Source organism: Pseudonocardia sp. DR1-2 (genome assembly GCF_023717215.1).
Classification (GTDB): Bacteria; Actinomycetota; Actinomycetes; order Mycobacteriales; family Pseudonocardiaceae; genus Pseudonocardia; species Pseudonocardia alni.
On sequence record NZ_JAMQOF010000001.1, the window covers coordinates 907,636 to 931,516 of the forward strand.

At 73.8% G+C, this 23,881-nt stretch carries 19 protein-coding genes and 1 riboswitch; of the genes, 8 read left to right on the top strand and 11 right to left on the bottom strand.

Annotated elements, in window-relative coordinates; genetic code table 11:
- Positions 1 to 83 precede the first annotated feature (83 nt).
- A complete protein-coding gene (metE, locus tag ND486_RS04230) occupies positions 84 to 2,384 on the bottom strand; it encodes a 5-methyltetrahydropteroyltriglutamate--homocysteine S-methyltransferase (RefSeq protein WP_251782912.1) in 2,301 nt (766 codons plus the stop codon).
- A gap of 126 nt (positions 2,385 to 2,510) precedes the next feature.
- Positions 2,511 to 2,720, bottom strand: a riboswitch (cobalamin riboswitch).
- Between the two features lie 233 nt (positions 2,721 to 2,953).
- On the opposite strand from metE, the gene mdo reads away from it, so the two are divergent.
- From mdo to ND486_RS04245, 3 genes are all read left to right on the top strand, one after another.
- On the top strand, positions 2,954 to 4,246 hold the full coding sequence (gene mdo, locus ND486_RS04235; protein ID WP_062398219.1) for an NDMA-dependent methanol dehydrogenase: 1,293 nt from the start codon (positions 2,954 to 2,956) through the stop codon (positions 4,244 to 4,246).
- Positions 4,247 to 4,382: 136 nt separating this feature from the next.
- Positions 4,383 to 5,657 (top strand): MoxR family ATPase, encoded by a 1,275-nt coding sequence (locus tag ND486_RS04240; protein ID WP_251782913.1) that lies wholly within the window; start codon positions 4,383 to 4,385, stop codon positions 5,655 to 5,657.
- Between the two features lie 12 nt (positions 5,658 to 5,669).
- On the top strand, positions 5,670 to 7,211 hold the full coding sequence (locus tag ND486_RS04245; protein ID WP_224401329.1) for a VWA domain-containing protein: 1,542 nt from the start codon (positions 5,670 to 5,672) through the stop codon (positions 7,209 to 7,211).
- Between the two features lie 85 nt (positions 7,212 to 7,296).
- Here the strand turns inward: ND486_RS04245 and ND486_RS04250 are convergent, their stop codons facing one another.
- The gene (locus ND486_RS04250; protein ID WP_251782914.1) at positions 7,297 to 8,292 is read right to left on the bottom strand and encodes a zinc-binding alcohol dehydrogenase family protein; all 996 of its coding nucleotides are present in this window, start codon (positions 8,290 to 8,292) and stop codon (positions 7,297 to 7,299) included.
- 135 nt (positions 8,293 to 8,427) lie between these two features.
- On the opposite strand from ND486_RS04250, the gene ND486_RS04255 reads away from it, so the two are divergent.
- Positions 8,428 to 9,030 carry a hypothetical protein gene (locus tag ND486_RS04255; RefSeq protein WP_251782915.1) on the top strand — a complete coding sequence of 201 codons (603 nt, stop codon included), beginning with the start codon at positions 8,428 to 8,430 and terminating at the stop codon, positions 9,028 to 9,030.
- Positions 9,031 to 9,157: 127 nt separating this feature from the next.
- The gene (mftM, locus tag ND486_RS04260) at positions 9,158 to 9,868 is read left to right on the top strand and encodes a mycofactocin oligosaccharide methyltransferase MftM (RefSeq protein WP_208818864.1); all 711 of its coding nucleotides are present in this window, start codon (positions 9,158 to 9,160) and stop codon (positions 9,866 to 9,868) included.
- Here the strand turns inward: mftM and ND486_RS04265 are convergent.
- Both ND486_RS04265 and ND486_RS04270 read right to left on the bottom strand, forming a co-directional pair.
- The gene (locus ND486_RS04265) at positions 9,822 to 10,958 is read right to left on the bottom strand and encodes a DUF418 domain-containing protein (RefSeq protein ID WP_251782916.1); all 1,137 of its coding nucleotides are present in this window, start codon (positions 10,956 to 10,958) and stop codon (positions 9,822 to 9,824) included. The two genes, mftM and ND486_RS04265, sit on opposite strands and share 47 nt — an antisense overlap.
- Positions 10,948 to 11,547: a hypothetical protein gene (locus tag ND486_RS04270; RefSeq protein ID WP_251782917.1), complete on the bottom strand. Its 600-nt coding sequence runs from the start codon at positions 11,545 to 11,547 to the stop codon at positions 10,948 to 10,950. The genes ND486_RS04265 and ND486_RS04270 overlap by 11 nt, the downstream gene beginning before the upstream one ends.
- Before the next feature lie 110 nt (positions 11,548 to 11,657).
- On the opposite strand from ND486_RS04270, the gene ND486_RS29550 reads away from it, so the two are divergent.
- Together ND486_RS29550 and ND486_RS04280 are read left to right on the top strand one after the other, a co-directional pair.
- On the top strand, positions 11,658 to 13,010 hold the full coding sequence (locus ND486_RS29550) for a histidine kinase (protein WP_251782918.1): 1,353 nt from the start codon (positions 11,658 to 11,660) through the stop codon (positions 13,008 to 13,010).
- A complete protein-coding gene (locus ND486_RS04280; protein ID WP_251782919.1) occupies positions 13,007 to 13,690 on the top strand; it encodes a response regulator transcription factor in 684 nt (227 codons plus the stop codon). The genes ND486_RS29550 and ND486_RS04280 overlap by 4 nt, the downstream gene beginning before the upstream one ends.
- Positions 13,691 to 13,741: 51 nt before the next feature.
- On the opposite strand, the gene ND486_RS04285 is transcribed toward ND486_RS04280, so the two are convergent.
- The 5 genes from ND486_RS04285 to thiC form a co-directional block, all read right to left on the bottom strand.
- Positions 13,742 to 14,560: a xanthine dehydrogenase family protein subunit M gene (locus ND486_RS04285; protein ID WP_208818860.1), complete on the bottom strand. Its 819-nt coding sequence runs from the start codon at positions 14,558 to 14,560 to the stop codon at positions 13,742 to 13,744.
- Entirely contained in the window at positions 14,557 to 15,105 is a 549-nt protein-coding gene (locus ND486_RS04290) for a (2Fe-2S)-binding protein (protein ID WP_073576649.1), read from the bottom strand. Before ND486_RS04290 ends, ND486_RS04285 begins: the two co-directional genes overlap by 4 nt.
- The gene (locus tag ND486_RS04295; protein WP_178375839.1) at positions 15,102 to 17,363 is read right to left on the bottom strand and encodes a xanthine dehydrogenase family protein molybdopterin-binding subunit; all 2,262 of its coding nucleotides are present in this window, start codon (positions 17,361 to 17,363) and stop codon (positions 15,102 to 15,104) included. The genes ND486_RS04290 and ND486_RS04295 overlap by 4 nt, the downstream gene beginning before the upstream one ends.
- 190 nt (positions 17,364 to 17,553) lie before the next feature.
- Positions 17,554 to 18,405: a bifunctional hydroxymethylpyrimidine kinase/phosphomethylpyrimidine kinase gene (thiD, locus tag ND486_RS04300; RefSeq protein ID WP_174525526.1), complete on the bottom strand. Its 852-nt coding sequence runs from the start codon at positions 18,403 to 18,405 to the stop codon at positions 17,554 to 17,556.
- A 195-nt stretch (positions 18,406 to 18,600) separates the two neighbouring features.
- Entirely contained in the window at positions 18,601 to 20,238 is a 1,638-nt protein-coding gene (gene thiC / locus ND486_RS04305; protein ID WP_251782920.1) for a phosphomethylpyrimidine synthase ThiC, read from the bottom strand.
- Positions 20,239 to 20,437: 199 nt separating this feature from the next.
- Between thiC and ND486_RS04310 the strand changes: the two genes are divergently transcribed.
- Positions 20,438 to 20,869, top strand: coding sequence for a nitroreductase family deazaflavin-dependent oxidoreductase (locus tag ND486_RS04310; RefSeq protein ID WP_251782921.1), 432 nt, complete (start codon positions 20,438 to 20,440; stop codon positions 20,867 to 20,869).
- A gap of 47 nt (positions 20,870 to 20,916) precedes the next feature.
- On the opposite strand, the gene ND486_RS04315 is transcribed toward ND486_RS04310, so the two are convergent.
- The gene (locus ND486_RS04315) at positions 20,917 to 23,031 is read right to left on the bottom strand and encodes an FtsX-like permease family protein (protein ID WP_251782922.1); all 2,115 of its coding nucleotides are present in this window, start codon (positions 23,029 to 23,031) and stop codon (positions 20,917 to 20,919) included.
- Complete coding sequence (locus tag ND486_RS04320; protein WP_226367756.1) at positions 23,028 to 23,840, bottom strand: ABC transporter ATP-binding protein; 813 nt, start codon at positions 23,838 to 23,840, stop codon at positions 23,028 to 23,030. Before ND486_RS04320 ends, ND486_RS04315 begins: the two co-directional genes overlap by 4 nt.
- Positions 23,841 to 23,881: the final 41 nt, after the last annotated feature.

Consider the following 23,881-nt stretch of genomic DNA (forward strand, 5'->3'; position numbering starts at 1 on the left):
ACTACATCTGACCATCTGTTCAATCAACGGTGGCGTGAGCAACGCCCCGCGGCCGGGGAGCCGCGGGGCGTCGCGACACGGGGTCAGCCGGTCGTCGCCGAGTCCCGGACCCGGCGGGCCGCGGCGACCAGGTTGGTCAGGGCCGCCACCGTCTCCGCCTCACCGCGGGTCTTCAGCCCGCAGTCCGGGTTGGCCCACAGCCGGTCCGGTCCGATGTGGCGCAGCGCCGCACCGAGCTGGTCGACCAGCTCGTCGGTGCCGGGCACCTCGGGCGAGTGGACGTCGTAGACGCCCGGGCCGAGCCCGCGCGGGACACCCGGCCCGAGGTCGGCCAGCACCTCCATCCGCGACCGGGCCGCCTCGACGGTGGTGACGTCGGCGTCGAGCCCGTCGATCGCCCCCACCACCTCACCGAACTCGGAGTAGCAGAGGTGGGTGTGGATCTGGGTGGCGTCGGTGACGGCGCCGACGGCCAGCCGGAACGCGTCCACCGCCCAGTCCAGGTACGCGGGCCGGTCCCGCTCGTGCAGGGGCAGCAGCTCCCGCAGTGCGGGCTCGTCGACCTGGATGATCCGGATCCCGGCGGCCTCCAGGTCGAGTGCCTCGTCGCGCAGGGCCAGCCCCACCTGCCGGGCGGTGTCACCCAGGGGCTGGTCGTCACGCACGAACGACCAGGCCAGGATCGTCACCGGGCCGGTCAGCATCCCCTTGACCAGCGCGTCGGACAGCGACTGGGCGAACCGCGCCCACTCCACCGTGATCGGCCGGGGCCGGGACACGTCCGAGTGCAGGATCGGCGGGCGCACGCACCGCGAGCCGTAGGACTGCACCCAGCCGTGGTCGGTGGTGGCGAAGCCGTCGAGGTTCTCGGCGAAGTACTGGACCATGTCGTTGCGCTCGGGCTCACCGTGCACCAGGACGTCGAGCCCGATGTCCTCCTGCAGCCGCACCACGCGGACGATCTCCTGGCGCATCCGTTCGGTGTAGGTGCCGGTGTCGATCGTGCCGGAGCGGTGCGCGGCCCGGTCGCGCCGGATCTGCGCGGTCTGCGGGAAGGAGCCGATCGTCGTCGTGGGGACGACGGGCAGGCCGAGCGCCTCGCGCTGGACCTTCGCCCGGACGTCGCCGGGACCGCGCCGGTAGTGGTCGGGGCCGAGCGCGTCGAGCCGGGACCGCACCCGCTCGTCGCGGCGCGCGGTGGCGGCGACCCGCTCCCGGACGGCCCGTGCGGCGTCGAGGTCCGCGGCGACCGCGTCGGGGCCCTCGTGCAGGGCCCGCCCGAGCAGCACGACCTCGGCGACCTTCTGCCGGGCGAACGCCAGCATGTCGACGACGTCGCCGGGCAGGGCCGTCTCCGCGGTCAGGTCGTAGGGGACGTGCAGCAACGAGCACGACGTCGAGACCTCGACCCGCCCCGCGACGCCGACCAGCCGCTGCGCCGTCGCCAGCGCCCGGTCCAGGTCGGTGCGCCACACGTTGCGCCCGTCGACGACGCCGGCCAGCACCACCTTCCGGTCCAGCCCCGGGACCGCCGGGTCGAGGGAATCGAGGTCGGCGGCCCCCGCGACGAGATCGAGCGCCAGCCCCTCGACGGCCGTGGCGGCGAGCGCGGGCAGGGCGGGTCCCAGCTCCCCGAAGTACGACGCGACGAGGATCTTGGGCCGCCGGGTCGCCGAGGCGAGCCGGTCGTAGGCCCGGCGCAGCGCCGTGACCTCCTCCGGCGTCCGGTCGGCGGCGAAGGCGGGCTCGTCGAGCTGCACCCACTCCGCGCCCGCCTCGGCGAGCTCGGCGAGCAGGTCGCGGTAGACCTCGACGAGCGGCCCGAGCAGGTGCAGCGGGCGGAAGCCCTCCGGTGCACCGCCGGCCGGCTTGGACAGCAGCAGGAAGGTCACCGGCCCGACCAGCACCGGACGGGTGGTGATCCCGCAGCGCAGGGCCTCGCGGAACTCGTCGAGGGCCTTGCGGCTGCCCGGCGCGAGCCGGGTGTCCGGGCCGACCTCGGGGACCAGGTAGTGGTAGTTCGTGTCGAACCACTTGGTCATCTCGCAGGCGGGGGCGCCGGTGCGGCCGCGGGCCATCGCGAACAGCCGCTCCAGCGGGTCGGTGACGCCGGCGAAGCGCTCCGGCACCGCCCCGACCGCCAGCGCGGTGTCTCCGACGTGGTCGTAGAACGAGAACGTGTTGCCCGGCACCGAGCCGAGCCCGGCGTCACGCAGCCCGGTCCAGGTGTCGCGGCGCAGCCCGGCGGCGACGTCGCGCAGTGCGGACGCGTCGGTCCGCCCGGCCCAGTACGCCTCGGTCGCCCGCTTGAGCTCCCGGTCCGGTCCGATCCGGGGGTACCCCAGGACGGTGCTGCCGATGGTGCTGCTGGAAGGAATGCTCACGGCCCTCTCTCCTCGCGAGTGCGGTGGAGGACCCGTCGCCGGCACGGGGCGCCTGCGACCGCCGGGCACGACGGTGCCCGGTCGTCCGCCCGGCCCTCCCGCGAGGCCACGGATCCGCGCACGCCGGACGGCGCACGCACCGGCGGCAGGTCTTCGGACTCACGGGCGCACTGCGCAGACCTACTGGCCGTCGCTTCCCGGGATCACTCCCAGTGCTGTTGACGGCGGTCGTTCCCGTTCACCGCTGCGGGGCAGTCCCGGATTCCCACCGGGTTCCCTCTTGCCTCGTGACGCCCCGTCGTCGGGCCGGCACGAACCGTCGGCGAGCCGACACTACCCCGGACCGGCCGGGCGAACTGTTGCCGAACGATCCCTGTTGCCATACATTGGCATTACTGCCACGTCCTCCCCGGCGACCGGGTCGAGGGCGACCTCACCCTGCGCCCCTCCGTTCGGAGGGGGAACCTGCCCGGTCTCCCGAGGGGTAATGGCGATCACCCCTGTGCCCGCGGCCACAGGGGTCATAGCGTGCGGTCTCGACCCATCCACCTGCCTCAGAAAGGGCTGACATGCAGGTAGACGAGCTGCTCAAGCCGTTCCCCATCAAGGAGTTCCACCCGTTCCCCCGTGCGCTCATGGGTCCGGGGTCGCACGAGCTCATCGGCCCGGAGGCCCTGAAGCTGGGCTTCAAGAAGACCCTGGTCATGACGTCGGGCCTGCGGGGCACCGACATCGTCCACAAGATCGTCGAGTCGATGAAGTACCACGGCCTCGAGGTCGTGCTGTACGACAAGGTCGAGTCGAACCCCAAGGACTACAACGTCATGGACGCTGTGGGCCTCTACCAGCAGAACAACTGCGACTCGTTCGTCTCCATCGGCGGCGGCTCCTCGCACGACGCCTGCAAGGGCGCGCGCATCTCGGTCGCGCACGACGGCCGCAACGTCAACGAGTTCGAGGGCTTCAACAAGTCCGAGAACCCGGCCAACCCGCCGCACATCGCGGTCTCCACCACGGCCGGCACCGGCTCGGAGACCTCGTGGGCCTACGTCATCACCGACACCACGACCGACCCCGACAACCCGCACAAGTACGTCGCGTTCGACGACGCCTCGGTCACCACCCTGGCGATCGACGACCCGGTGCTCTACTACGACTGCCCGATCGACTACACCGCGCAGTGCGGGTTCGACGTGCTCGCGCACGCCTCGGAGCCCTACGTCTCGCGGCTGGACTTCCAGCCGTCGCTGGGCAACGCGCTGCACGCGATCAAGCTGACCTCGCAGAACCTGCGCAAGGCCGTCTGGAACGGCCAGGAGCTCTCCGGCCGCGAGGGCATGATGTACGCGCAGTACATCGCCGCCCAGGCGTTCAACTCCGGTGGTCTCGGCATCATCCACTCGATCAGCCACGCGGTGTCGGCGTTCTACGACACCCACCACGGCCTGAACAACGCCATCGCGCTGCCCCGCGTGTGGGCGTTCAACATGCCGGTCGTGTACGAGCGCTTCGCCGACATCGCCGAGGCGATGGGGGTCGACACCCGCGGCATGACCAAGCCGCAGGCCGCCGACGCCGCGCTCGCCGCCTCCATCCGGCTGCTGCGCGACGTGGGCATCCCGGAGAAGTTCGCCGACGTCAAGCAGGACACCTACTCGAAGAACCGGCTGGGCATCGGCCCGACCAAGTTCTACGAGAACGCGCCCACCATCGTCGGTGACGCGGCCGACGTCGACCGGATCACCAACCACGTCCTCGGCGACGCCTGCACCCCGGGCAACCCGAAGGAGTGCACGTTCGAGACCGTCCGCCCGGTCGTCGACCACTCCATCAACGGTGACCTGGACGACCTGCTGACCTGATCCGCAGGTCAGTACGTCCACCGTCGCACCAGCGGGCCCAGCCATCCGAGGTGATACTCGGGTGGGTGGGCCCGCTGGCTGCGGCCCCGCTCTTCTCCGCACCAGAGCCGGTGCGGCCCGCGAAGGAGATATCCGCGTGTCCGAGGCTGTCGTCCCCACTGTGACCGAGGCGGCGGACGCCGTCGCCTCGACCGGTCCGTTCGAGTCCGTCGACCAGGTGATCGAGACCCTGCGGGAGCAGGGCTACATCGCCGACACCCGCCTGGCCACGACGGTGTTCCTGCTGACCCGGCTGGACAAGCCGCTGCTGCTGGAGGGGCCCGCCGGGGTCGGCAAGACCGAGCTGGCGAAGATGCTCGCCGTCGCCACCGGGCGCCGGCTGCTGCGCCTGCAGTGCTACGAGGGCCAGGACGAGACCAAGGCCCTGTACGAGTGGGACTACGGCAAGCAGCTCATGTACACCCAGATCCTCCGCGAGAAGATCGGGCAGCTCGTCGAGGACGCCCCCGACCTCGCCTCCGCGGTCGACCGCATCGGGTCCCAGGAGAGCGTGTTCTTCTCCGAGCGCTTCCTCGCGCCGCGCCCGCTGCTGGAAGCCATCCGCTCCGAACAGCCCGTCGTGCTGCTGATCGACGAGGTCGACCGCGCCGACGAGGCACTGGAGGCCGTCCTGCTGGAGACACTGGGCGAGTTCCAGATCTCCGTGCCCGAGATCGGCACCTTCGTCGCCGAGCAGCGCCCGTACGTGCTGCTGACCTCGAACAACACCCGCGACCTCGCCGCCGCGCTCAAGCGCCGCTGCCTGCACCTGTTCCTCGACTACCCGTCGGCCTCCCGCGAGCTGGAGATCGTCAAGTCGAAGAAGACCGGGCTGTCGGACCAGCTGGCCGAGGAACTCGTCAACGTCGTGCGCGGGCTGCGCGAGCTGGAGCTGCGCAAGTCGCCGTCGATCTCGGAGACCATCGACTGGGCCCGCACCCTGGCCGTGCTGGGGGTCGACGAGCTGAACTCGCAGATCCTGTCCGACACCGTGTCCGTCGTCGTCAAGTACGACAAGGACGTCAAGAAGGCCCTGGACGCCCTGCCGCGGCTGGTCGACCCGAACGCCGTGGTCCCCGAGCACGGCCACGGACACGGGCACGGCCACGGGCACGGCCACGACGGGGACCACGACCACGGCGAGCCCTCGGCCCGGACCCCGAGTGCTCCGGCCGCCCGCGTGGACGACGACCACGACGACGGCGACGTCGACGGCCGCGCCAAGCGGGCCGCGAAGGACCAGGCGGGACGGCACGGCGGCATCTACGGCGGCCTGCCCGGCGGGGTCGCGCCGCCGCCGTCGGCGATCCGGAAGGTCTCGCCCGGCCAGGGCACCCGTTCCTTCGGCGGCTCCCGCAAGCGCCCGGTCTGATCGGGGCCCGGAGTGGAAGCGAGCATCCACCGTTTCGTCCGGCTGCTGCGGATCCGGTCGGTGCGCATCTCGGTGTCCGAGGCGCTCGACGCGATGGCCTGCGCCGCCCAGCCCGGGGTGCTGTCCGACAAGGCGGTGCTCAAGGAGGCGCTGCGCATCGCGCTGATCAAGGACCGGCGTGACGAGGCGACCTTCGACGAGGTCTTCGACCTGTTCTTCGCCCTGGTCAGGGTGGGCGAGGCGGACACCGGCCACGGGCACGGCCACGGCCACGGCGATCTGTCCGACGACACCCCGCTGGAGAACTTCACGCTGTCCGAGGAGCCGTCGGAGACCCCTCAGGAGGGTCACGACCACGGCGCCCCGGTCGACATCAAGGAGTTCTTCGACCCGGAGGACCTGGCCGAGCAGTACAACCTGCACCAGGAGGCCAACAAGATCGACATGGCCTCGATGACGGACGAGATCGTGCTGTCCAAGGAGCAGGCCAACGACATCACCGACGGCCAGCGCGTCCAGATCGAGACCGACCGGTTCTCCGGCGGCGGTCAACCCGGTGACATCTCCCAGCAGCAGGGCACCAAGGTCGACGCCGACCTCTCGGTCGCCCAGCAGGACGCGCTGCTGGGCTGGCTGAACTCCGAGGAGGACCGGCTCTCCGACGAGGAGCAGGGCACCGAGGACGACGCCGCCGCGCTGCGCCGGCGCCTGGCCGGGGTGCTCGACAACCTCCCGGAGCTGCTCAAGGCGCACCTGGAGAAGCTGCTCGCGATCGAACAGCGCATCGTCGAGGGCCACGACGACGCGGAACGGGTCGCCGAGGTCGACCGGGCAAGCGAGACCGAGCGCATGCAGCTGGAGGACTCGTTGCGGCGGCTCGCGAAGTCGCTGCACGGCGCGCTGACCCACCGCAGACGGGTCTCGCCGCGGGGCCGCATCGACTCGGCCCGCACCATGCGCAAGAACATGCGCTACGACGGCGTCCCGTTCTCCCCGGTCACCGTGCAGCGCCAGGAGGACAAGCCGCGCCTGGTGGTGCTGGCCGACGTGTCGCTGTCGGTCCGGGCCACCGCGCGGTTCACCCTGCACCTGGTGCACGGTCTGCAGGACCTGTTCGGCCAGGTGCGCTCGTTCGCGTTCGTGGCCGACCTGGTCGAGGTGACCGACCTGTTCGCCGACCACCCCGTCGAGCACGCCCTCGGGCTGATCTTCGGGGGCGACCAGCTCGACGTCGACGCCAACTCCAACTACGGCCTGGCCTTCGGCCAGTTCCTGGAGGACCACGGCTCGGCGGTCACCCGCCGGACGACGGTGCTGGTGCTCGGCGACGGCCGCGGGAACGGCAACGACCCCAACATGGAGGCGTTCGTCGAGATCACCCGCCGGGCCCGGGAGACGATCTGGCTGACCCCGGAGCCGCGGTACTCGTGGGGGCTCGGCCGCTGCGACCTGCCCGCCTACGCCGAGTACTGCGACCGCGTCCGCGTGGTCCGGGACCTGTCCGGTTTCGAGGCGACCACGAACGAGATGGCCGGCGAGCTGATCGGCCGCTGACCCCGGCCCACGTCTCCCGGTGCGCACGAGCGGGCCGTTCGCACGAACCTTTCGTACGAACGGCCCGTTCGTGCGACACCTCGGGTCAGCGCTCGACCACGATCTTCCCGACGGTGCCGCCGGACTCGATGAGCCGGTGCGCCTCCCGCAGCGACGCCGCGGTCAGCCCCTGCAGGCGCCGCGTCTCGGTGGTCCGCAGCTCGCCTGCGTCCACGAGCCGGGACACCTCGTCCAGGATCTCCCGCTGCACCGTCGAGCCCGGTTCCGACAGCGGCCGGGTGAACATCAGCTCCCAGTGCCAGGCCTGCGACTTCGTCTTCAGCGGGAGCGTGTCCAGGCCCTCCGGCTCGTCGATGGCGACGACGATCCCGCGCGGGGTCATCAGCTCCGCGTAGGCCTCGACGTTGCCCGCCGACACCGGCGAGAACACGTACTGCACGCCGTCCGGGGCGACCTCGCGCACCGTGCCGACGAGGTCGTGGTGGTCGGCGACCGCGTGCGCACCCATCTGCCGCGCCCAGTCCGCGGACTCCGTGCGGGAGGCGGTGCCGACCAGCGTCAGCCCGGTGCGCCGGCCGAGCTGCAGGACCATCGACCCGACCCCGCCCGCGGCGGACACGACGAGCAGCGTCCCGGTGGTGTCGGCGGTGACGCGCAGGTGGTCGTGCAGGCACTCCCACGCGGTGATCGAGGTCAGCGGCAGCGCGGCCGCGGCGGCGAAGTCCAGGGTCGACGGCTTGCGCCCGACGATGCGGGAGTCGACGAGCTGGCGGTGGGCGTTGCTGCCGGGCCGGTCGATCGCGCCGGCGTAGTAGACCTCGTCGCCGGGGGCGTACCCCTGCACCCGGTCGCCCACCTCGACGACGACGCCCGCGGCGTCGAAGCCGAGGACCTTCGGCCCGTCGGCCGCGTCGAACGACGAGCGGACCTTGCCGTCCACCGGGTTCACCGAGACGGCGCGGACGTCGACGAGCAGGTCGTGCGGGCCGGGCGCACCGACCTCGATCTCGGCGTCGACGAGGCACTCGGGGTCGTCGACGGGCAGCGGTCGGGGCGCCACGACGGCGGGTACGGAAGCCATGACCGGACGCTATCCGCCCCACCGGGCCGCCGCCCGCCGCACCGATGACCCCGGCTGGGCCGATCGGCCGATTTCGTGCCGCCGCAGGGGCGGCCCGGAGTACGATCGGGCGTCCCCTTCGGGAAGGAGGGCCGGATGTCGGACAGTGGCGGAGCGGTCCTCCGGATCGTCGGTCGCGTGTGCACCGCGCTGTGGGGCTACACGCCGGGCGTGATCCCGGCGATGGTCGCCACGATGGGCAGCGGGCCCGCGCTGCGCTGGTTCGCGGTCAACTTCCCGCGCTTCCTGGTCACCCTGCGCGTGCTGGGCCCCGTGCGCACCCACCTCGCCGGGCTCACGATCTCCCTGGTGAACGGGTGCACGTACTGCGCCTACGGTCGTGCGCACGCCCTGGAACTGATCCACCTGCGCGACCGGGACCTGCTGTTCCCGCTCGACGCCCGCACCCTCGAGAGCTGGAGCGGGCTGTCCCGCCGCGAGATCGGGCTGCGGCTGCGCGGTGTGCTCGAGGAGGCCGGGATGCACGCCGAGGTGATCTGGGTGGACCGCACCCTGGCCCTGCTCGACGGCGCCCCGCCCGTCGACGCCGACGAGCGCCGCATCGCCCACCTGTGCCGGATGGTCGGCACCATGAACGCGATCGCCGTCGCCGCGGGGACCGTCCCGGACGGCGCCCACGACCCGGTCAACAAGGACGCTGCGCTGAAGGCCCGGCTGCTCGCCGCCCAGGGCGCCTGAGCATCCCGACCGGCACCGGGGCCCACCCCCACCGTCCGGACGGGGAGGGACCCGGCCGTCGGACGTGGTGCGGCGTGCCCGCGACCGCCTAGCGTGGAGCGGGCCCCCGCACGCACAGGAGCGATCCATGATCGGAACCGACCGGCTCTCCAACGACCTCGCCGGCTGGCTGGACCGCACCCTGGTGCAGCCCGGGATCCTGCCGGCCGAGCGTTTCGAGGAGGCGTTCGTCGCCTGCGTCGCGAGCGCCGCGAAGGACCCCGACCTCCCGGACGACGCGTGGCTCGCCTTCTACCGCAACACCCTCGACGCGCTGGCCGGTGAGCCCGAGCCCGGCGGCACCAACGCCGAGATGGCCCCGGTGCACGCCCGCGCCCGCTCCCTCGTGCTGGGCGAGGAGGTGCTGGAGCTCGGCTGCTGCTTCGGCTTCCTGTCGCTGCAGCTGGCCCGCGACGGCCACCGCGTCACCGCCACCGACCTGACCGGCGGCACCGTCGACCTGCTGACCCGGATGGCGCCGCAGCTCGGCGCCGACGTCGAGACCCACGTCGCCGACGCGCGTGCCGTCGCCCTGCCCGACGGCTGCGCGGACACCGTGTTCGCCGTGCACCTCGTCGAGCACCTGTCCGAGTCCGACGGCGACGAGGTCGTCGGCGAGATGCTGCGCCTGGCCCGGCGACGGGTGGTCGTCGCCGTCCCGTTCGAGGACGAGCCGAACCCCGCCTGGGGTCACGTCCGGGTCTTCGACGAGCGCGTCCTGACCCGGATCGGGGAGCGCACCGGCCATCCGTTCACGGTGTCCGAGCACCACGGCGGCTGGCTGGTGATCGACCTCTGAGCAGGGCGTGGGTGAGGGCCTCCAGCGGCCCGCGGTCGTGGCGGCGCAGCCACCACCCCGCCGTCGCGGCCGACCCGGCGACGACGAGGACCCACACCCCGACCACCGCCCCGGTCCGCAGCGGCGCCGCGACACCGGCGAGCGCCCCGGCCACGCCGAGCCCCCAGGCGCCGAACAGCACCGCGGACACGACGTTCTGGCCGACGTAGCAGCTCATCGCGGTCCGGCCGAGCGCGATGAGCCCGCGCCGCACCGGACCGGCCGGGCCGCGCAGCCGGGCCAGGACCTCCGGGACCAGGCCGAGCAGCCCCAGCGCGACCAGCGGGGCGACCAGGTAGCGCTCGACGAGGAACCACGGGTCACCGCCGAGCGTGGTGAACACCGTGAGCAGCGCGCCGGCGACGCCGCTGCCGATCAGCCGTCGGCGCAGGGTGGTCGCACCGGCGTCGAACAGCCCGGCGCGCAGCAGCGCGGACCCGGCCAGGAACAGCACCACCGCCGACGGGACGATCAGCACGAGCTCGACCCGGTACAGCAGCGGGTCGGCCAGCCGTGCGGCCACCTGCCCGGTCCAGGTCGCCGGGTACGGCGGGAGCGGCACGCCGGCGCCGGTGCTCCCGGCCGTCGCGGCGGTCGCACCACCCACCAGCAGCACCGTGACCGCCCCGGCGACGCCGGCGGCCGCCACCCGCACCCGCGACGACCGCCCCACCAGCCACGCGACGAGCACCGAGGCGATCGCGTAGCCCATCAGCACGTCGAACTCGAAGACCAGCACGTAGTGCAGCAGTCCCTCGGTGAACAGGATCGCGGCGCGGGCGAGGTGGCGGCCCGGCCACCGCAGGCCGCGACGCGCCGCGGAGCGGTACTGCAGCTCCATCCCGATCCCGAACAGCAGCGTGAGCAGCGCGAGGAACTTCCCGTTCGCGACGGCGCGGAGCACGGTGTCGAGCCACCAGCCCCCGGCGAAGCCGGCGAACACCGCGCCCGGCCCGCGCGGGTCGGCGAACACCCAGACGTTCGTCGCGAAGGTCCCGGCGATCGCGAGGCCACGGAGCACGTCCGGGGCGGTGAGGCGGTCACCGGACACCGGTGCGCTCCCGGTCCCCGCTGCCGGGGAAGACGGTCGCCCACAGCGGGCCCACGACGAACCAGATCCCGGCGACCAGCGACGCCGTCGCGAGCCAGGACCACATCGGGTCCTCCGGCCAGGCGCCCGGCGCCGGGAACGCGCGGCCGCCGGCCACCGACAGCAGGACCAGCACCGCCGCCGTGACGACCCAGGCGGCGACGACCTTGCCGTACTCGCGCCACTCGTACCGCGTCCGGGCGACCCCGCCCCGGGGCGGGCGCACCGGTGCCGGGCCGCCCGCGAAGCGGTGGGCGACCCGGACGTCGGCCCACCGCACCAGCGAGTGCCCGAACGCGACGGTGATCCCGAGGTAGAGCGCGGCGAGCCCGTGCACCCGCGACGGTGCGCCGCCGGTCGCCAGGTCCAGCGTCGAGGCGGTGACCAGCACGAGGTCCATCAGCGGCACCCCCAGCAGCAGCACCGCCCCCAGGCCCCGGCGGCGCAGCACGTAGCGCGCCCCCAGCCCGGCCAGCAGGAACACCCAGAACCCGATCTCGGCACCGACGATCAGCCACAGCAGCGGCTCGGCGAACAAGGACTCCCCCATGGCCGGTGATCGTGCCGACCCGGCCGCGGTGACGCGTCCGGCGTGCGACCGATCCGCGCGTACCACCTTCGACGGACGCCGCGCGGGCGCCGGCCGTGCTGGGATGGGGTGTGATCACGTACCTGGTGAACCGCGACGGCGGCGCACCCTCGGTGCTGCGGGACGCCGGTACCGGCGTGGTGTGGTTCGTGGTCGGGCTGCTGCTGATCTGGGCGCTGCCCGACGCCGGGATCGCCTGGGCGGGCGCGGACACCGGGGCGACGACGGCGTCGCTGCTGGTCATGGGGCTGGGCTGCGCCGCGTCGGCGGTGCGCCGGATCGGGGTGCCCGCCGGCCTGCTGGTCGGCACGGCGGCCCTGGTCGCGGGCCCCGTCCTGGGTGGCCGCACCGAGATCGGGACGGTGCTCGTGTTCACCGACCTGCTCTACTGCGCCGTGGTGTTCCCGCCACGGCGCACCGCGCGTGCGGTGGCCGTCGCCGCCGGTGGGGTCGCCACCGTCCTCGGTGTCGCCGCGCTGCTCGTGGCGGGCACCCGCACCGGCACCTACGCCGTGCTCAACCTGACGCTGGTGGTCGGGCTCCCGCTGGTCTGGGGGCTGGAGGTGCGCCGGTTCCGGGACCTGGCGGCGGTCGAGCGGGAACGGGCCGTCGCGGCGGAGCGGACGGCGGCCCGGGAGCGGGACGCCGCCGTCGCCGCGGAACGTGCCCGGATGGCCCGCGACCTGCACGACGTCGTCGCCGGGCGGCTGTCGGCGATCGCGCTGCAGTCCGAGGCGGCACTGCAGCCCGGCGCCGACCCCGCGCTGGTCCGGCGGGTGCTGGGGACGGTGCGGTCCTCCGGCGTCGCCGCGCTCGGGGAGATGCGCACGATGATCGGGCTGCTGCGCGACGGCGACACCGCCGACCCGCCCGGGGCTCCCGCCCGGCTGTCCGAGGTCGACACCCTGCTCGGCGAGGCCCGCGCCGCCGGTCTGTCCCCCGTCCTGTGCGACGGGCGCGGTGCGGCCCCGCTGCCCGCCCCGGTCGACCTCGCCGGGTACCGGATCGTGCAGGAGTCGCTGACCAACGCGGCGAAGCACGCGCCCGGCTCGGACGTGACGGTGCGCCTCGCCGTCACCCCCGGCACCGACGGCACCCCGCGCCGAGTGGCACACCAGGCACGCGGCCCGGCCCCGTCCGGGTCCGTGGTGTGCCACTCGACGAGCCGGCTGCTCGTCGAGGTGCGCAACGGCCCCGGCCGGCGTCCCGCGGCGGGCCCGGGGCTGCACGGCGGCACCGGGCTCGACGGGCTGCGCGAGCGCGCCCGGGCCGTCGGCGGCACCCTGCACGCGGGCCCCGACCACGACGGCTGGCTGGTCCGGGCCGACCTGCCCCTGGGCCCGGCACCGGCCTCGGACCCGACCCTGGACATCCGCACCGGCACCGGCACCGGCACCGGCACCGGCGAGGAGGTGGGGCGGTGACCATCCGGGTGGTCGTCGCCGACGACCAGGAGGCCGTCCGCACCGGGCTGGTGCTGATCCTCGGCTCGGCACCGGACATCGACGTCGTCGCCGAGGTCGCCGACGGGCTCGCCGCGGTGCGGGCCGCCGCCGAGCACCGGCCCGACGTGGTGCTGATGGACATCCGGATGCCCGGCATCGACGGCATCGAGGCCACCCGGCGGATCACCGGGAGCAGGCCCACCGGAACGGGCGCCGGCACCGCGGCGGGGGCCACGCAGGTCCTGGTCCTGACCACGTTCGACCTCGACGAGCTCGTCGACGGCGCGCTCGCGGCGGGTGCCGGCGGGTTCCTGCTCAAGTCGGTCGACGCGGCCCGGCTCACCGACGGGGTCCGGGCCGTCGCCCGCGGCGAGGGCGTGCTGGCGCCGGAGGTGACCCGGCGGGTGATCCGCCGCTACGCGGGGGCGCCGCGGCCGTCGTCGGTGCCGGGGCTGGAGAGGCTCACCGCACGCGAGACCGACGTGCTCGCTGGGCTGGGCCGCGGGCTGTCCAACGCGGAGCTGTCCGCGGAGCTGATGATCTCGGAGGGGACGACGAAGACGCACGTCTCGCGCGTCCTCGCGAAGCTGGGCCTGCGCTCCCGCACCCAGGCCGCGATCGCCGCCCAGGAGGCGGGGCTGGTCCGTCCCGGGCCCTGACACGACCACGGCCCGCGCCCCGGGGAGGGACGCGGGCCGTGGGTGCGCGGGTCAGCGCGCGCCGTGCGCGGTCTCCAGGGCGCGGCGGGTCAGCACCTGCACCAGGTGGGTGCGGTAGGCGACCGACCCGTGGGTGTCGGCGGGCGGCTCGGCACCCTCGGCGGCCAGCGCGGCCGCCTCGGCGATGCTCTTCCCCTCCGCCAGCGCCCGCTCGGTGGCGGACGCCCGCAGCGCGGTCGAGCCCATGTTGACCAGGCCGATGCGGTCGTCGGACACGGCGACGGCGACGATCGCCCAGTCGTTGCTGCGACGGGTGAACTTCTCGTACGCCCAGCCCTTGTCCCCGCAGCGCGGGATCCGGATCTCGACGATCAGCTCGTCGGGCTCGCGGACCGTGGTGAACACGCCGGTGTAGAACTCGCCGATCGGCACGGTCCGCTTCCCGCGCGGCCCCTGCAGGACGACGGTGGCGTCCAGCGCGAGCAGCGCGGCGGGCAGGTCCGCGGCCGGGTCGGCGTGGGCGACGGTGCCGCCCAGCGTGCCCCGCGCCCGGATCTGCGGGTCGCCGACGGTGCGGGCGACGGCCCCGAGCAGCGGGACCTCCTTCGCGACCTCGGCCGAGTCGACCACGTCGCGGTGCTTGGTCGCCGCACCGACGGCGAGCTCGTCGCCCTCGACGCGGATGTAGCTCAGCTCCGGCAGCCGGCCGATGTCGATCAGGAACTCCGGCGCGCCGAGGCGCACCTTCATGACCGGGATCAGGGAGTGGCCGCCGGCCAGGACGCTGGCGTCCTCGCCCTTCTCGGCGAGCAGCGCGATGGCATCGTCGAGGGTGTCGGGGCGGGCGTAGTCGAACGCGAGGGGGATCATGCGCCGGCCTCCCCACGGGAGAAGGCGGGCGCGGTGCGCAGCGCGTCGGACTCGGCCTCGGCCTTCTGCGCGGCGTCCGGGTCCTTGCCCGCGGCGACGAGCACGGCGCGCACGATGTTGTGGTAACCGGTGCAGCGGCAGAGGTTGCCCTCCAGGCCCTCACGGACCTTCCGCTCGTCCAGGTCGTCGTCGTGGCTGATCAACGACACCGCGGACATGACCATGCCCGGGGTGCAGAAGCCGCACTGCAGCCCGTGCTCGGACCGGAACGCCGCGGTGACCGGGTGCTCGGGGCGGCCCTCGGACGCGCCGTCGAGCCCCTCCATGGTGGTGACCGACTGCTGGTCGGCCTGCACCGACAGCACGGTGCACGACTTGACCGCGTCGCCGTCGAGCAGCACGGTGCACGCACCGCAGGACGTGGTGTCGCAGCCGATGTTGGTGGCCTTCAGCCCGACGGTCTCCCGCAGGTAGTGCGCGAGCAGCTGGCGGGGCTCCACGTCGGCGCTGGTGGGCTCACCGTTGACGGTGATCTCGACCTTCACTTGGAGGCCTCCTGGATGGCTTCCCAGACCCGCATCGGGGTGAGGGGCATGTCGATGTGCGTGACGCCGAGGTGGGACAGGGCGTCGATGACCGCGCTCTGGGTGGCGGGGGTGGAGCCGATCGTCCCGGCCTCGCCGATGCCCTTGTAGCCCATCGGGTTGACCGGCGTCGGGGTCGTCATCTCGACCAGGTCGAAGCTGGGCAGCTCGGCCGCCGACGGGATGCCGTAGTCGGCGAAGGTCCCGGTGAGCGGCTGGCCCTCCTCGTCGTACATGACCTCCTCGAGCAGCGCCTGCGCGATGCCCTGGGCGATCCCGCCGTGCCGCTGCCCGTCGCAGAGCAGCGGGTTGAGGATGGGACCCGCGTCGTCGACGGCGATGATCTTCTCGACCGTCACCTTGCCGGACTCGGTGTCGACCTCGACGACGCAGACGTGCGCGCCGAACGGGAAGGTCGGCTTCTTGCCGTCCCAGGTGGTGTCGACCTTGAGCTGCTCGGCGGCGGCCAGCTCCGCCAGCGTGACCGACTTCGCGCCGGGGACGCCCTTGACGGTGATCGCGGCGTTCGCCGGGTCGAGCTCCAGGTCCTCGACGCTCGCCTCGAGCAGGTCGGCCGCGCGCTGCTTGGCCAGGTCGATCAGCTCGGCCGAGGCCTGGTGCACCGCGACGCCGCCGGTCTGCAGCGACCGCGACCCCATGGTGCCGCCGCCGCGCGGGACGAGGTCGGTGTCGCCGTGCTTGACGGTGATCTTCTCGATCGGGACGCCGAGCTGGTCGGACGCGAGCATCGCCCACGCCGTCGCGTGCCCCTGGCCGTGCGGGGAGGTGCCGGTCAGCACCGTCACCGAGCCGTCGGGGTGGACCTCGACCGAGGCGTCCTCGGCGAACGCGCCACCACCGGTGATCTCGACGTAGGAGGACACGCCGATGCCGATCTGGCGGGCGTCGCCGGACTCGCGGCGGGCCTTCTGCTCGGCGCGCAGCCGGTCGTAGCCGGCGTTCTCCAGGGCGAGGTCGATGGCCTTGGCGTACTCGCCGGAGTCGTACTCCACCCCGCCCTTGGTCTGGAACGGGAACCGGTCCGGGGCGACGACGTTGAGCTTGCGGACCTCGGCCGGGTCCTTGCCGATCTCGGCCGCGAACAGGTCCATCGCACGCTCGATCGCGGCGGTCGCCTCGGGGCGGCCGGCGCCGCGGTAGGCGGCGACCGAGGTCGTGTTGGTGACGACGGCCTTCGCGCGGGAGTCGACGTGCTCGATGTCGTAGGTGCCGGGCGCCATCATCCGCGTGAACATCGGCAGGAAGGTGCCCAGGCGCGGGTAGGCGCCGAGATCCTGCACGACGTCGAGCCGGTAGTGGGTGACCTTGCCCGCGCGGGTGCCGCCGATCGTGACGGTCTGGCGCTGGGCGCGGCCCTGCACCATGCCGGTCATGTTCTCGGAGCGGGACTCGTTCCAGCGGACCGGACGGCCCTGCTGCCGGGCGAGCCACGCGACGAGGGCGAACTCGGGGTCGGACCCGATCTTCGCGCCGAAGCCGCCGCCGACGTCCGGCAGGACGACCCGCACCTTCTCCTTGTCCAGACCCAGCCAGCCGGCGATCTCGTCGCGGCCGCCCTGGGCGTTCTGGTTGGACATGTAGACGGTGACGCGGTCGCCCTCCCAGAAGGCGCTCGCGGCGCGGGTCTCCAGCGGGGCCGCGGCCAGGCGCTGGTTCACCAGGTCCCGGGTGACGACGACCTCGCAGCCGTCGAAGAACGAGGCGTCCTGCTCCTCGTCGTGCCCGTAGGCGGCCGCGGTGTTGGTCCCGGCCTCCGGGAACAGCAGCGTCTCGTCGCGGGCGGCGGCCAGCGGGTCGATCACCACGTCCAGGGGCTCGTACTCGACGTCGACCAGCTCGGCCGCGTCCTCACCCTGGTAGAACTCCTCGGTGAGGACCGCGGCGACCGGCTCGCCGACGAACCGCACGCGGTCGGTCGCGAGGAACGGGCGGGTCATGGCCTTGTTCGCGCCCGGGAACAGCAGCGCCGGTGTGATGTCGAGGTCGGCCCCGGTGACGACGGCGACGACGCCGGGCGACGCGAGCGCCGCCGAGGTGTCGATCGAGGTGATCGTCGCGTGGGCGAGCGGGGAGCGGACGAGCGTCAGGTGCAACGCCCCGGTCAGCCGCTCCTCGGTCAGGTCGTCGGTGTAGGTCGCGCCGCGCGTGAGGAAGACCGGATCCTCGGTGCGGACGACGCGGGTGCCCAAGATGCTCATCGGACGCGAGCGTATACATCTCGACCGGCCTGTGCGATGCAGACCACAGCGCCCGATCCCCAGGTCAGGGCACCCTTCGCGGAGCGACGCGCGGGCGGATCACCGCATCTGCGGCACGCCGGGGGCCGGTCGGCCCCGACCTCGGATCTGTTGAGATCGCATCCATCTCGTATCCAAGGACCGGCGAGGGTCAGTCGCGTTCGTCCCACCACGGCCGTACGGCCCACAGCGCCGAGACCGGGCCGTGCCCGGCGCCCAGTGGGTAGGCGTGGCGGACCGCCTCGACGATGTAGCGCTTCCCGAACCGGACCGCCGCCTCCAGCTCCATCCCGCGGGCGAGCCCGGACGCGATCGCGGCGGCCAGGGAGTCCCCGCCGCCGTGGGTGTGGCCGGTGTCGAAGCGCGGGCCGGGCAGCTCGACGGCGGTCTCGCCGTCGTAGAGCAGGTCCAGGCAGCCGTCGGTGTCCTCGGCGAGGTGGCCGCCCTTCACCAGGACCGCGCGCGGGCCGAGCGCGTGCAGCGCCTTCGCCGCGGCGTACTGGCCCGCGCGGTCGTGGACGTCGTGCTCGACGAGCAGTCGGATCTCGTCGAGGTTCGGGGTGACCAGCGTGGCCCGCGGGAACAGCGTGTGCCGGTAGGCGTCCAGCGCCTCGGCGGCCAGCAGCGGGTCCCCGTGCATCGAGGCCGCGACCGGGTCGACGACGAACGGCGTGGCCAGACCGGCGCCGATGCCGCATCCGTCGCAGGCCCGCGCGACGGCCTCGATGATCTCGGCGTTCGCGAGCATCCCGGTCTTCGCGGCCTGCAGCCCGATGTCGGAGGCGACCGTGGAGATCTGCCCGGCGATCGTGTCGACCGGGATCGTGTGCACGCCGGTGACGCCCACCGAGTTCTGCACGGTCACCGCGCAGACGGCGAGGCAGCCGTGCACCCCGCAGGCGGCGAAGGTGCGCAGGTCCGCGGCGATGCCCGCGCCGCCGCCGGAGTCGGTCCCGGCGATCGTCATGACCCGCGGGGGTGTGGTGCCGACGGTGGGTTCCATGGACGTGTCCTCCCTGGCCGGCATTACCCGGCCGGTACGCGGTCGGCGACGCCGGTCCGGTGGGACCCGGCCGCCCTCTCAGCCCGCCTGCTCCGCGAGCTCCCGCGTCGTGCGTGGTCGCCGACGACGGTAGACGGTGCCGGGGCCGCGGGTGGGATCCCCGCGGCCCCGGCGGTGCACGTCCCGGTCCGGGCCTCAGTCCGTGGCGGAGATCGGCAGGTACACCCGGCCGCCCTCGTCCCGGAACTCCCCGGACTTCTCCGCCATCCCGGCCTCGATCGCCTCCACACTGGTCAGCCCGTGCGCCTCGGCGTAGTCCCGGACGTCCTGGGTGATCTTCATCGAGCAGAACTTCGGCCCGCACATCGAGCAGAAGTGCGCCGTCTTCGCGGGCTCGGCCGGCAACGTCTCGTCGTGGTAGGCGGTCGCGGTGTCCGGGTCGAGCGAGAGCGCGAACTGGTCACGCCAGCGGAACTCGAACCGGGCCTGCGAAAGCGCGTCGTCGCGGGCCTGGGCGTGCGGGTGGCCCTTGGCCAGGTCCGCGGCGTGCGCGGCGATCTTGTAGCTGATCACCCCGACCTTGACGTCGTCGCGGTTCGGCAGTCCCAGGTGCTCCTTGGGCGTGACGTAGCAGAGCATCGCGGTCCCGGCCTCGGCGATGCGGGCCGCGCCGATCGCGGAGGTGATGTGGTCGTAGCCGGGCGCGATGTCGGTGGCCAGCGGGCCGAGGGTGTAGAACGGCGCCTCGTCGCACCACTCCTCCTCCAGCCGCACGTTCTCGACGATCTTGTCCATCGGGACGTGGCCGGGACCCTCGATCATGACCTGCACGTCGTGGCCGCGGGCGATCCTCGTCAGCTCGCCGAGGGTGGCGAGCTCGGCGAGCTGGGCCTCGTCGTTCGCGTCGGCGATCGAGCCGGGGCGCAGGCCGTCGCCGAGGGAGAACGTGACGTCGTAGCGGCGCAGGATCTCGCACAGCTCGTCGAAGTGGGTGTAGAGGAACGACTCGGCGTGGTGCGCCAGGCACCACGCGGCCATGATCGACCCGCCGCGGGAGACGATCCCGGTGACCCGCTTCGCGGTGAGCGGCACGTGGCGCAGCAGCACGCCGGCGTGCACGGTCATGTAGTCCACGCCCTGCTCGCACTGCTCGAGCACGGTGTCGCGGTAGACCTCCCAGCTCAGGGCGGCCGGGTCACCGTTCACCTTCTCCAGGGCCTGGTAGATCGGGACGGTGCCGATGGGGACCGGCGAGTTGCGCAGGATCCACTCGCGGGTCTCGTGGATGTCCCGGCCCGTCGACAGGTCCATCACGGTGTCGGCACCCCACCGCGTCGCCCACACCATCTTCTCCACCTCCTCGGCGATCGAGGAGGTCACCGCGGAGTTGCCGATGTTGGCGTTGACCTTGGTGAGGAACCGCTTGCCGATGATCATCGGCTCGCACTCGGGGTGGTTGCGGTTGGCCGGGATCACGGCCCGGCCGCGGGCGACCTCGGCGCGGACGAGCTCCGCGTCGCACCGCTCGCGGACGGCGATGTAGGCCATCTCGGGGGTGACGATCCCGGCCCGCGCCCAGGACATCTGGGTCCCCGGCTCCCGCGACCCGACCCACGGCTCCCGCAGCCGGGGCAGCCCGGCGTGCAGGTCGACGGTCGCGTCGGAGTCGGTGTACGGGCCGGAGGTGTCGTAGACGTCGTGGTGCTCGCCGTTGGAGAGCGGGATCCGCCGGACCGGGACGGTGATGCCGTCGGGTCCGGGGATCCAGGCCTTGGCCGACCCCTGGATCGGGCCGGTGGTGACCTGCTGCGGGCGCACTGGTGCCGTTGTCATGACAGTCCTCCCTGGCCGGCATTACCCGGCCGGTTCTGCGGTCGGCGACCGGCGAGTCGCCCTCTCAGCCCCGCGCGACGGAGCTCCCGCGTGTTCAGTTGGTCGTGCACCCGCACCGTAGGCACCGTCCGGCGACGCGCACCAGCCCCTCACCCGGCTGCGAGGAATGATCACAGGAGGTATCGGGTTCTCCACCGTTATGACGCAGAACGCTGAGCTCTCCCCGACCGACTGGGTCCGCGAGCAGACCGAGAAGATCCTCGAGAACGGCACCACCGAGGGCGTCACGGTCATGGACCGTCCGATCATCCTGGTCACGACGACCGGCGCGAAGTCCGGCAAGCAGCGCTACGTGCCGGTGATGCGCGTCGAGCACGGCGGCTCCTACGCGATGATCGCGTCCAAGGGCGGCACCCCGGAGCACCCGGCCTGGTACCACAACGTCGTCGCGAACCCGCAGGTCCAGGTGCAGGACGGTACGCAGACCGGCACCTTCGTCGCCCGCGAGGTCACCGGGGACGAGCGCCAGGAGTGGTGGGACCGCTCCGTCGACGCCTACCCGCCCTACGCCGAGTACCAGGAGAAGACCTCCCGGATCATCCCGGTGTTCGTGCTGGAGCCCGCGAGCTGAGCCCGGCGCCCGCGCTCCCGGTCCGCACCGGGCGCGCGGGCGGCCCCTCAGGCCGCGGCGACGCCGTGCGCGGGCTCGACCCGTCCGGCGCGGCGCATCGGCCCCACCGAGGCGACCACGGCGACGGCGACCACCACGGCGGCCAGCCCGCCGAGCTGGCCCAGCGGCAGCGCCGTCACCGAGCCGATGCCGGTCGCCCGCAGCGCCAGCAGGCCGTAGACACCGCCCAGCACGACGCCGAGCACCGCCGCGACCGCACCGGCGAGTGCCGCCTCGAACGCCACCGCCCGCCGGGCCGCGGCCCGCGACAGACCGAGCGTGCGCAGCAGCGCGATCTCCCGGGTCCGCTCGCTGACCGACAGCGCGAGGGTCACCCCGACCCCCACGACGGCGACGAGCAGCGTGATCCCGACCAGCCCCAGCCCGACCCCGCGGACCGCCCCGACCGCGGACTCGGTCTGCTCCCGCAGCTCCGGGGTGAACGTGACGGGCGCCTCGCCCGCGGCCCGCACCACCGCCGTACGCACCGCGACCGGGTCGGCCCCCGGCGCCGGGTCGACGAGCACCGTGCCGTCGGACACCCTCGCGGTCAGCCCGGGCTCGGCGTCGAGCCGGGCCACGAGCGTCGCGGCCTCGGCGTCGTCGCCGGCGAACACGACGACGTCGGCCGGGTAGTTCCGTTCGATCGACGCCGTCGCGTCGGCCGAGGCGCCGGCCACGGCCACCAGCAGCGCCGCGGTCAGGCCCACGCCCAGTGACAGCACCGTCGTCATCGCCGCGGTGCGCCGCGACATCCGCCGCGCGTTGCCCACCGCGATCCGGCCCGGTGCCCAGCGTGCGACGACCGGCGCCACCAGCGCCGCCGCCCCGGACACCACGAACGGCCCGGTCACCACGAGCGCCGCGAACACCAGCATCCCGGACAGCGCGGCCAGCGCCGTCCCCGCCAGCGGGCTCCCCATGCCCACCCCGGCGACGGCGAGGACCACGGCCAGGACGAGCGCGACCGCGGCGAGCGGCAGCCGTACCCGGGCCCGCGGTGCACGGGCCCCGCTCGCGTCCGCCGCGCCGAGCGCCACCACCGGCGGGGTCCGCCCGGCGGCGAGCGCCGGGGCCAGCGCGGCCGCCACCGTCACGAGGACCGCCAGCAGTACGCACCCCGCGAGCCGCCCCCACGGCACCACGAGCGCCGGGGCGTCCAGCCCGGCCGCGCCCGCCGCCGCGAGGACGGCCCACCCGCCCGCGACGGCCACGAGCGCCCCGGCGACCCCCGCGACCAGCCCGGTGAGCGCCGCCTCGACCAGCACCGACCGCGTCACCTGCCCGCGGCCCGCGCCGACGCAGCGCAGCAGCGCCAGCTCACGGGCACGGCGGGCCAGGACGATCCGGAACGTCGAGGCGACCACCACGGCCGCGGCGACCAGCGCCAGCCCGACGAACACCGACAGCCCGGCGAGCAGCGCGTCCGCCGACGCCGAGGCCGACGCCAGGTCCTCGGTGCGCTGGTCGTCGGCGGTCCGGACACCGGTGACGCCCGGGACGGCGGCGAGCGCGGCCGGGTCCGGGTCCCCCGCGACGGCGGTCCGGTGGCCGGACAGACCGGCGGCGGCCGGGTCGTCGTCGCGCACGACGAGCACGTCGCCGTACCCGGAACGGACCGGCACCACGCCGGTGACGGTCAGCGTGCGGTCGCCGAGGCCGACGGTGGCGCCGGGGACGAGCCCGGTGCGCTCCGCAGTGACCGCCCCGATCAGTGCCTCCCCCGGCCCGGACGGCAGGCGACCGGCCGTCACCGGCTCCGGTCCCTGCAGCGGCCCGGTCATCGGGTCGGTGCTCAGCAGCCAGCTACCGCTCGCACCACCCGCGACGACGGCGGCCGGCCCCGACCGGGCGGTCGACACCCCGGTCACCCCGGGCACCGCGCGCAGCCGCTCCTCCAGCCCCGTGGTGGCGGCCCCGTCGGAGGTGTCGGTCTCCACGGCGAACGTCGCGCCCGCGGGCACCGAGGACGTGCTCCCGACGAGGTCGGCGCGCAGGCTCGCGGTCAGCAGCACCGCACCGGCGGCGAACACCGTCGCCACCAGCACGGCCAGTCCGGTCAGCAGCAGCCGGCGCGGGCTGCGCCGGGCACCGGCGACCGCGGCACGGGTGGCGGGGTTCACCGGGTCACCGGCCCGGTGGCCGTGACGTCGGACAGGGCGGGGTCGTCGGCGCCGGTCAGCGCGCCCATCGCGGACAGCACCCGGTCCGGGGTGGGCCGGTCCAACCGGCCGGCGGCACGGCCGTCGCGCAGCAGCAGGACCTGGTCCGACGCGGAGGCGGCGATCGGGTCGTGGGTGACCATGACGACGGTCTGGCCGTAGTCGTCGACGCAGGCCCGCAGCAGACCCAGCAGTTCGCGCCCGGAACGCGTGTCGAGCGCACCGGTCGGCTCGTCGGCGACGACGATCTCCGGGCGGCCGAGCAGCGCCCTGGCCACCGCGACGCGCTGACGCTGCCCGCCGGACAGCTCCGAGGGCAGGTGGGTGAGCCGGTCGGCGATGCCGAGCCGTTCGACGAGCTCGGCCCGCCAGGCGTGGTTCGGCCTGCGCCCGGCCAGGGAGGCGGCCAGGTCGATGTTCTCGCCCGCGGTGAGGTGCGGCAGCAGGTTGCCGTCCTGGAAGACGAAGCCCATCCGGTCGCGCCGGACGCGGGTCAGCGCGGTGTCGTCGAGGCTCCCGAGGTCGGTCCCGCCCAGCAGCACCTGCCCGGACGTGGGCCGGTCCAGCCCGGCCAGGCAGTGCAGCAGTGTCGACTTGCCCGATCCGCTCGGGCCCATCACCGCGGTGAACCGCCCCGCGGGCAGCCACAGGGTGACGCCGTCGAGCGCGCGGACCGTGGCGCGCCCCCGCCCGTAGGTGCGCACCAGGTTCACCGTCGCCGCGGCGACCTGCGACGGCACGTCGGCCGGATTCCTCAACCCCTCGATCATGACGACGAGGCTGCCGCTCGACGGGGGTCCGGGGCATCGGC

Bases quoted from the DNA above. Each gene is read 5' to 3' on its own strand.
- mdo (WP_062398219.1), top strand. From the start codon at position 2,954: ATGCAGGTAGACGAGCTGCTCAAGCCGTTCCCCATCAAGGAGTTCCAC.
- ND486_RS04250 (WP_251782914.1), bottom strand. From the start codon at position 8,292: ATGGCTTCCGTACCCGCCGTCGTGGCGCCCCGACCGCTGCCCGTCGAC.
- ND486_RS04255 (WP_251782915.1), top strand. From the start codon at position 8,428: ATGTCGGACAGTGGCGGAGCGGTCCTCCGGATCGTCGGTCGCGTGTGC.
- mftM (WP_208818864.1), top strand. From the start codon at position 9,158: ATGATCGGAACCGACCGGCTCTCCAACGACCTCGCCGGCTGGCTGGAC.
- ND486_RS04270 (WP_251782917.1), bottom strand. From the start codon at position 11,547: ATGGGGGAGTCCTTGTTCGCCGAGCCGCTGCTGTGGCTGATCGTCGGT.
- ND486_RS04285 (WP_208818860.1), bottom strand. From the start codon at position 14,560: ATGATCCCCCTCGCGTTCGACTACGCCCGCCCCGACACCCTCGACGAT.
- ND486_RS04295 (WP_178375839.1), bottom strand. From the start codon at position 17,363: ATGAGCATCTTGGGCACCCGCGTCGTCCGCACCGAGGATCCGGTCTTC.
- thiD (WP_174525526.1), bottom strand. From the start codon at position 18,405: ATGGAACCCACCGTCGGCACCACACCCCCGCGGGTCATGACGATCGCC.
- thiC (WP_251782920.1), bottom strand. From the start codon at position 20,238: ATGACAACGGCACCAGTGCGCCCGCAGCAGGTCACCACCGGCCCGATC.
- ND486_RS04310 (WP_251782921.1), top strand. From the start codon at position 20,438: ATGACGCAGAACGCTGAGCTCTCCCCGACCGACTGGGTCCGCGAGCAG.
- ND486_RS04320 (WP_226367756.1), bottom strand. From the start codon at position 23,840: ATGATCGAGGGGTTGAGGAATCCGGCCGACGTGCCGTCGCAGGTCGCC.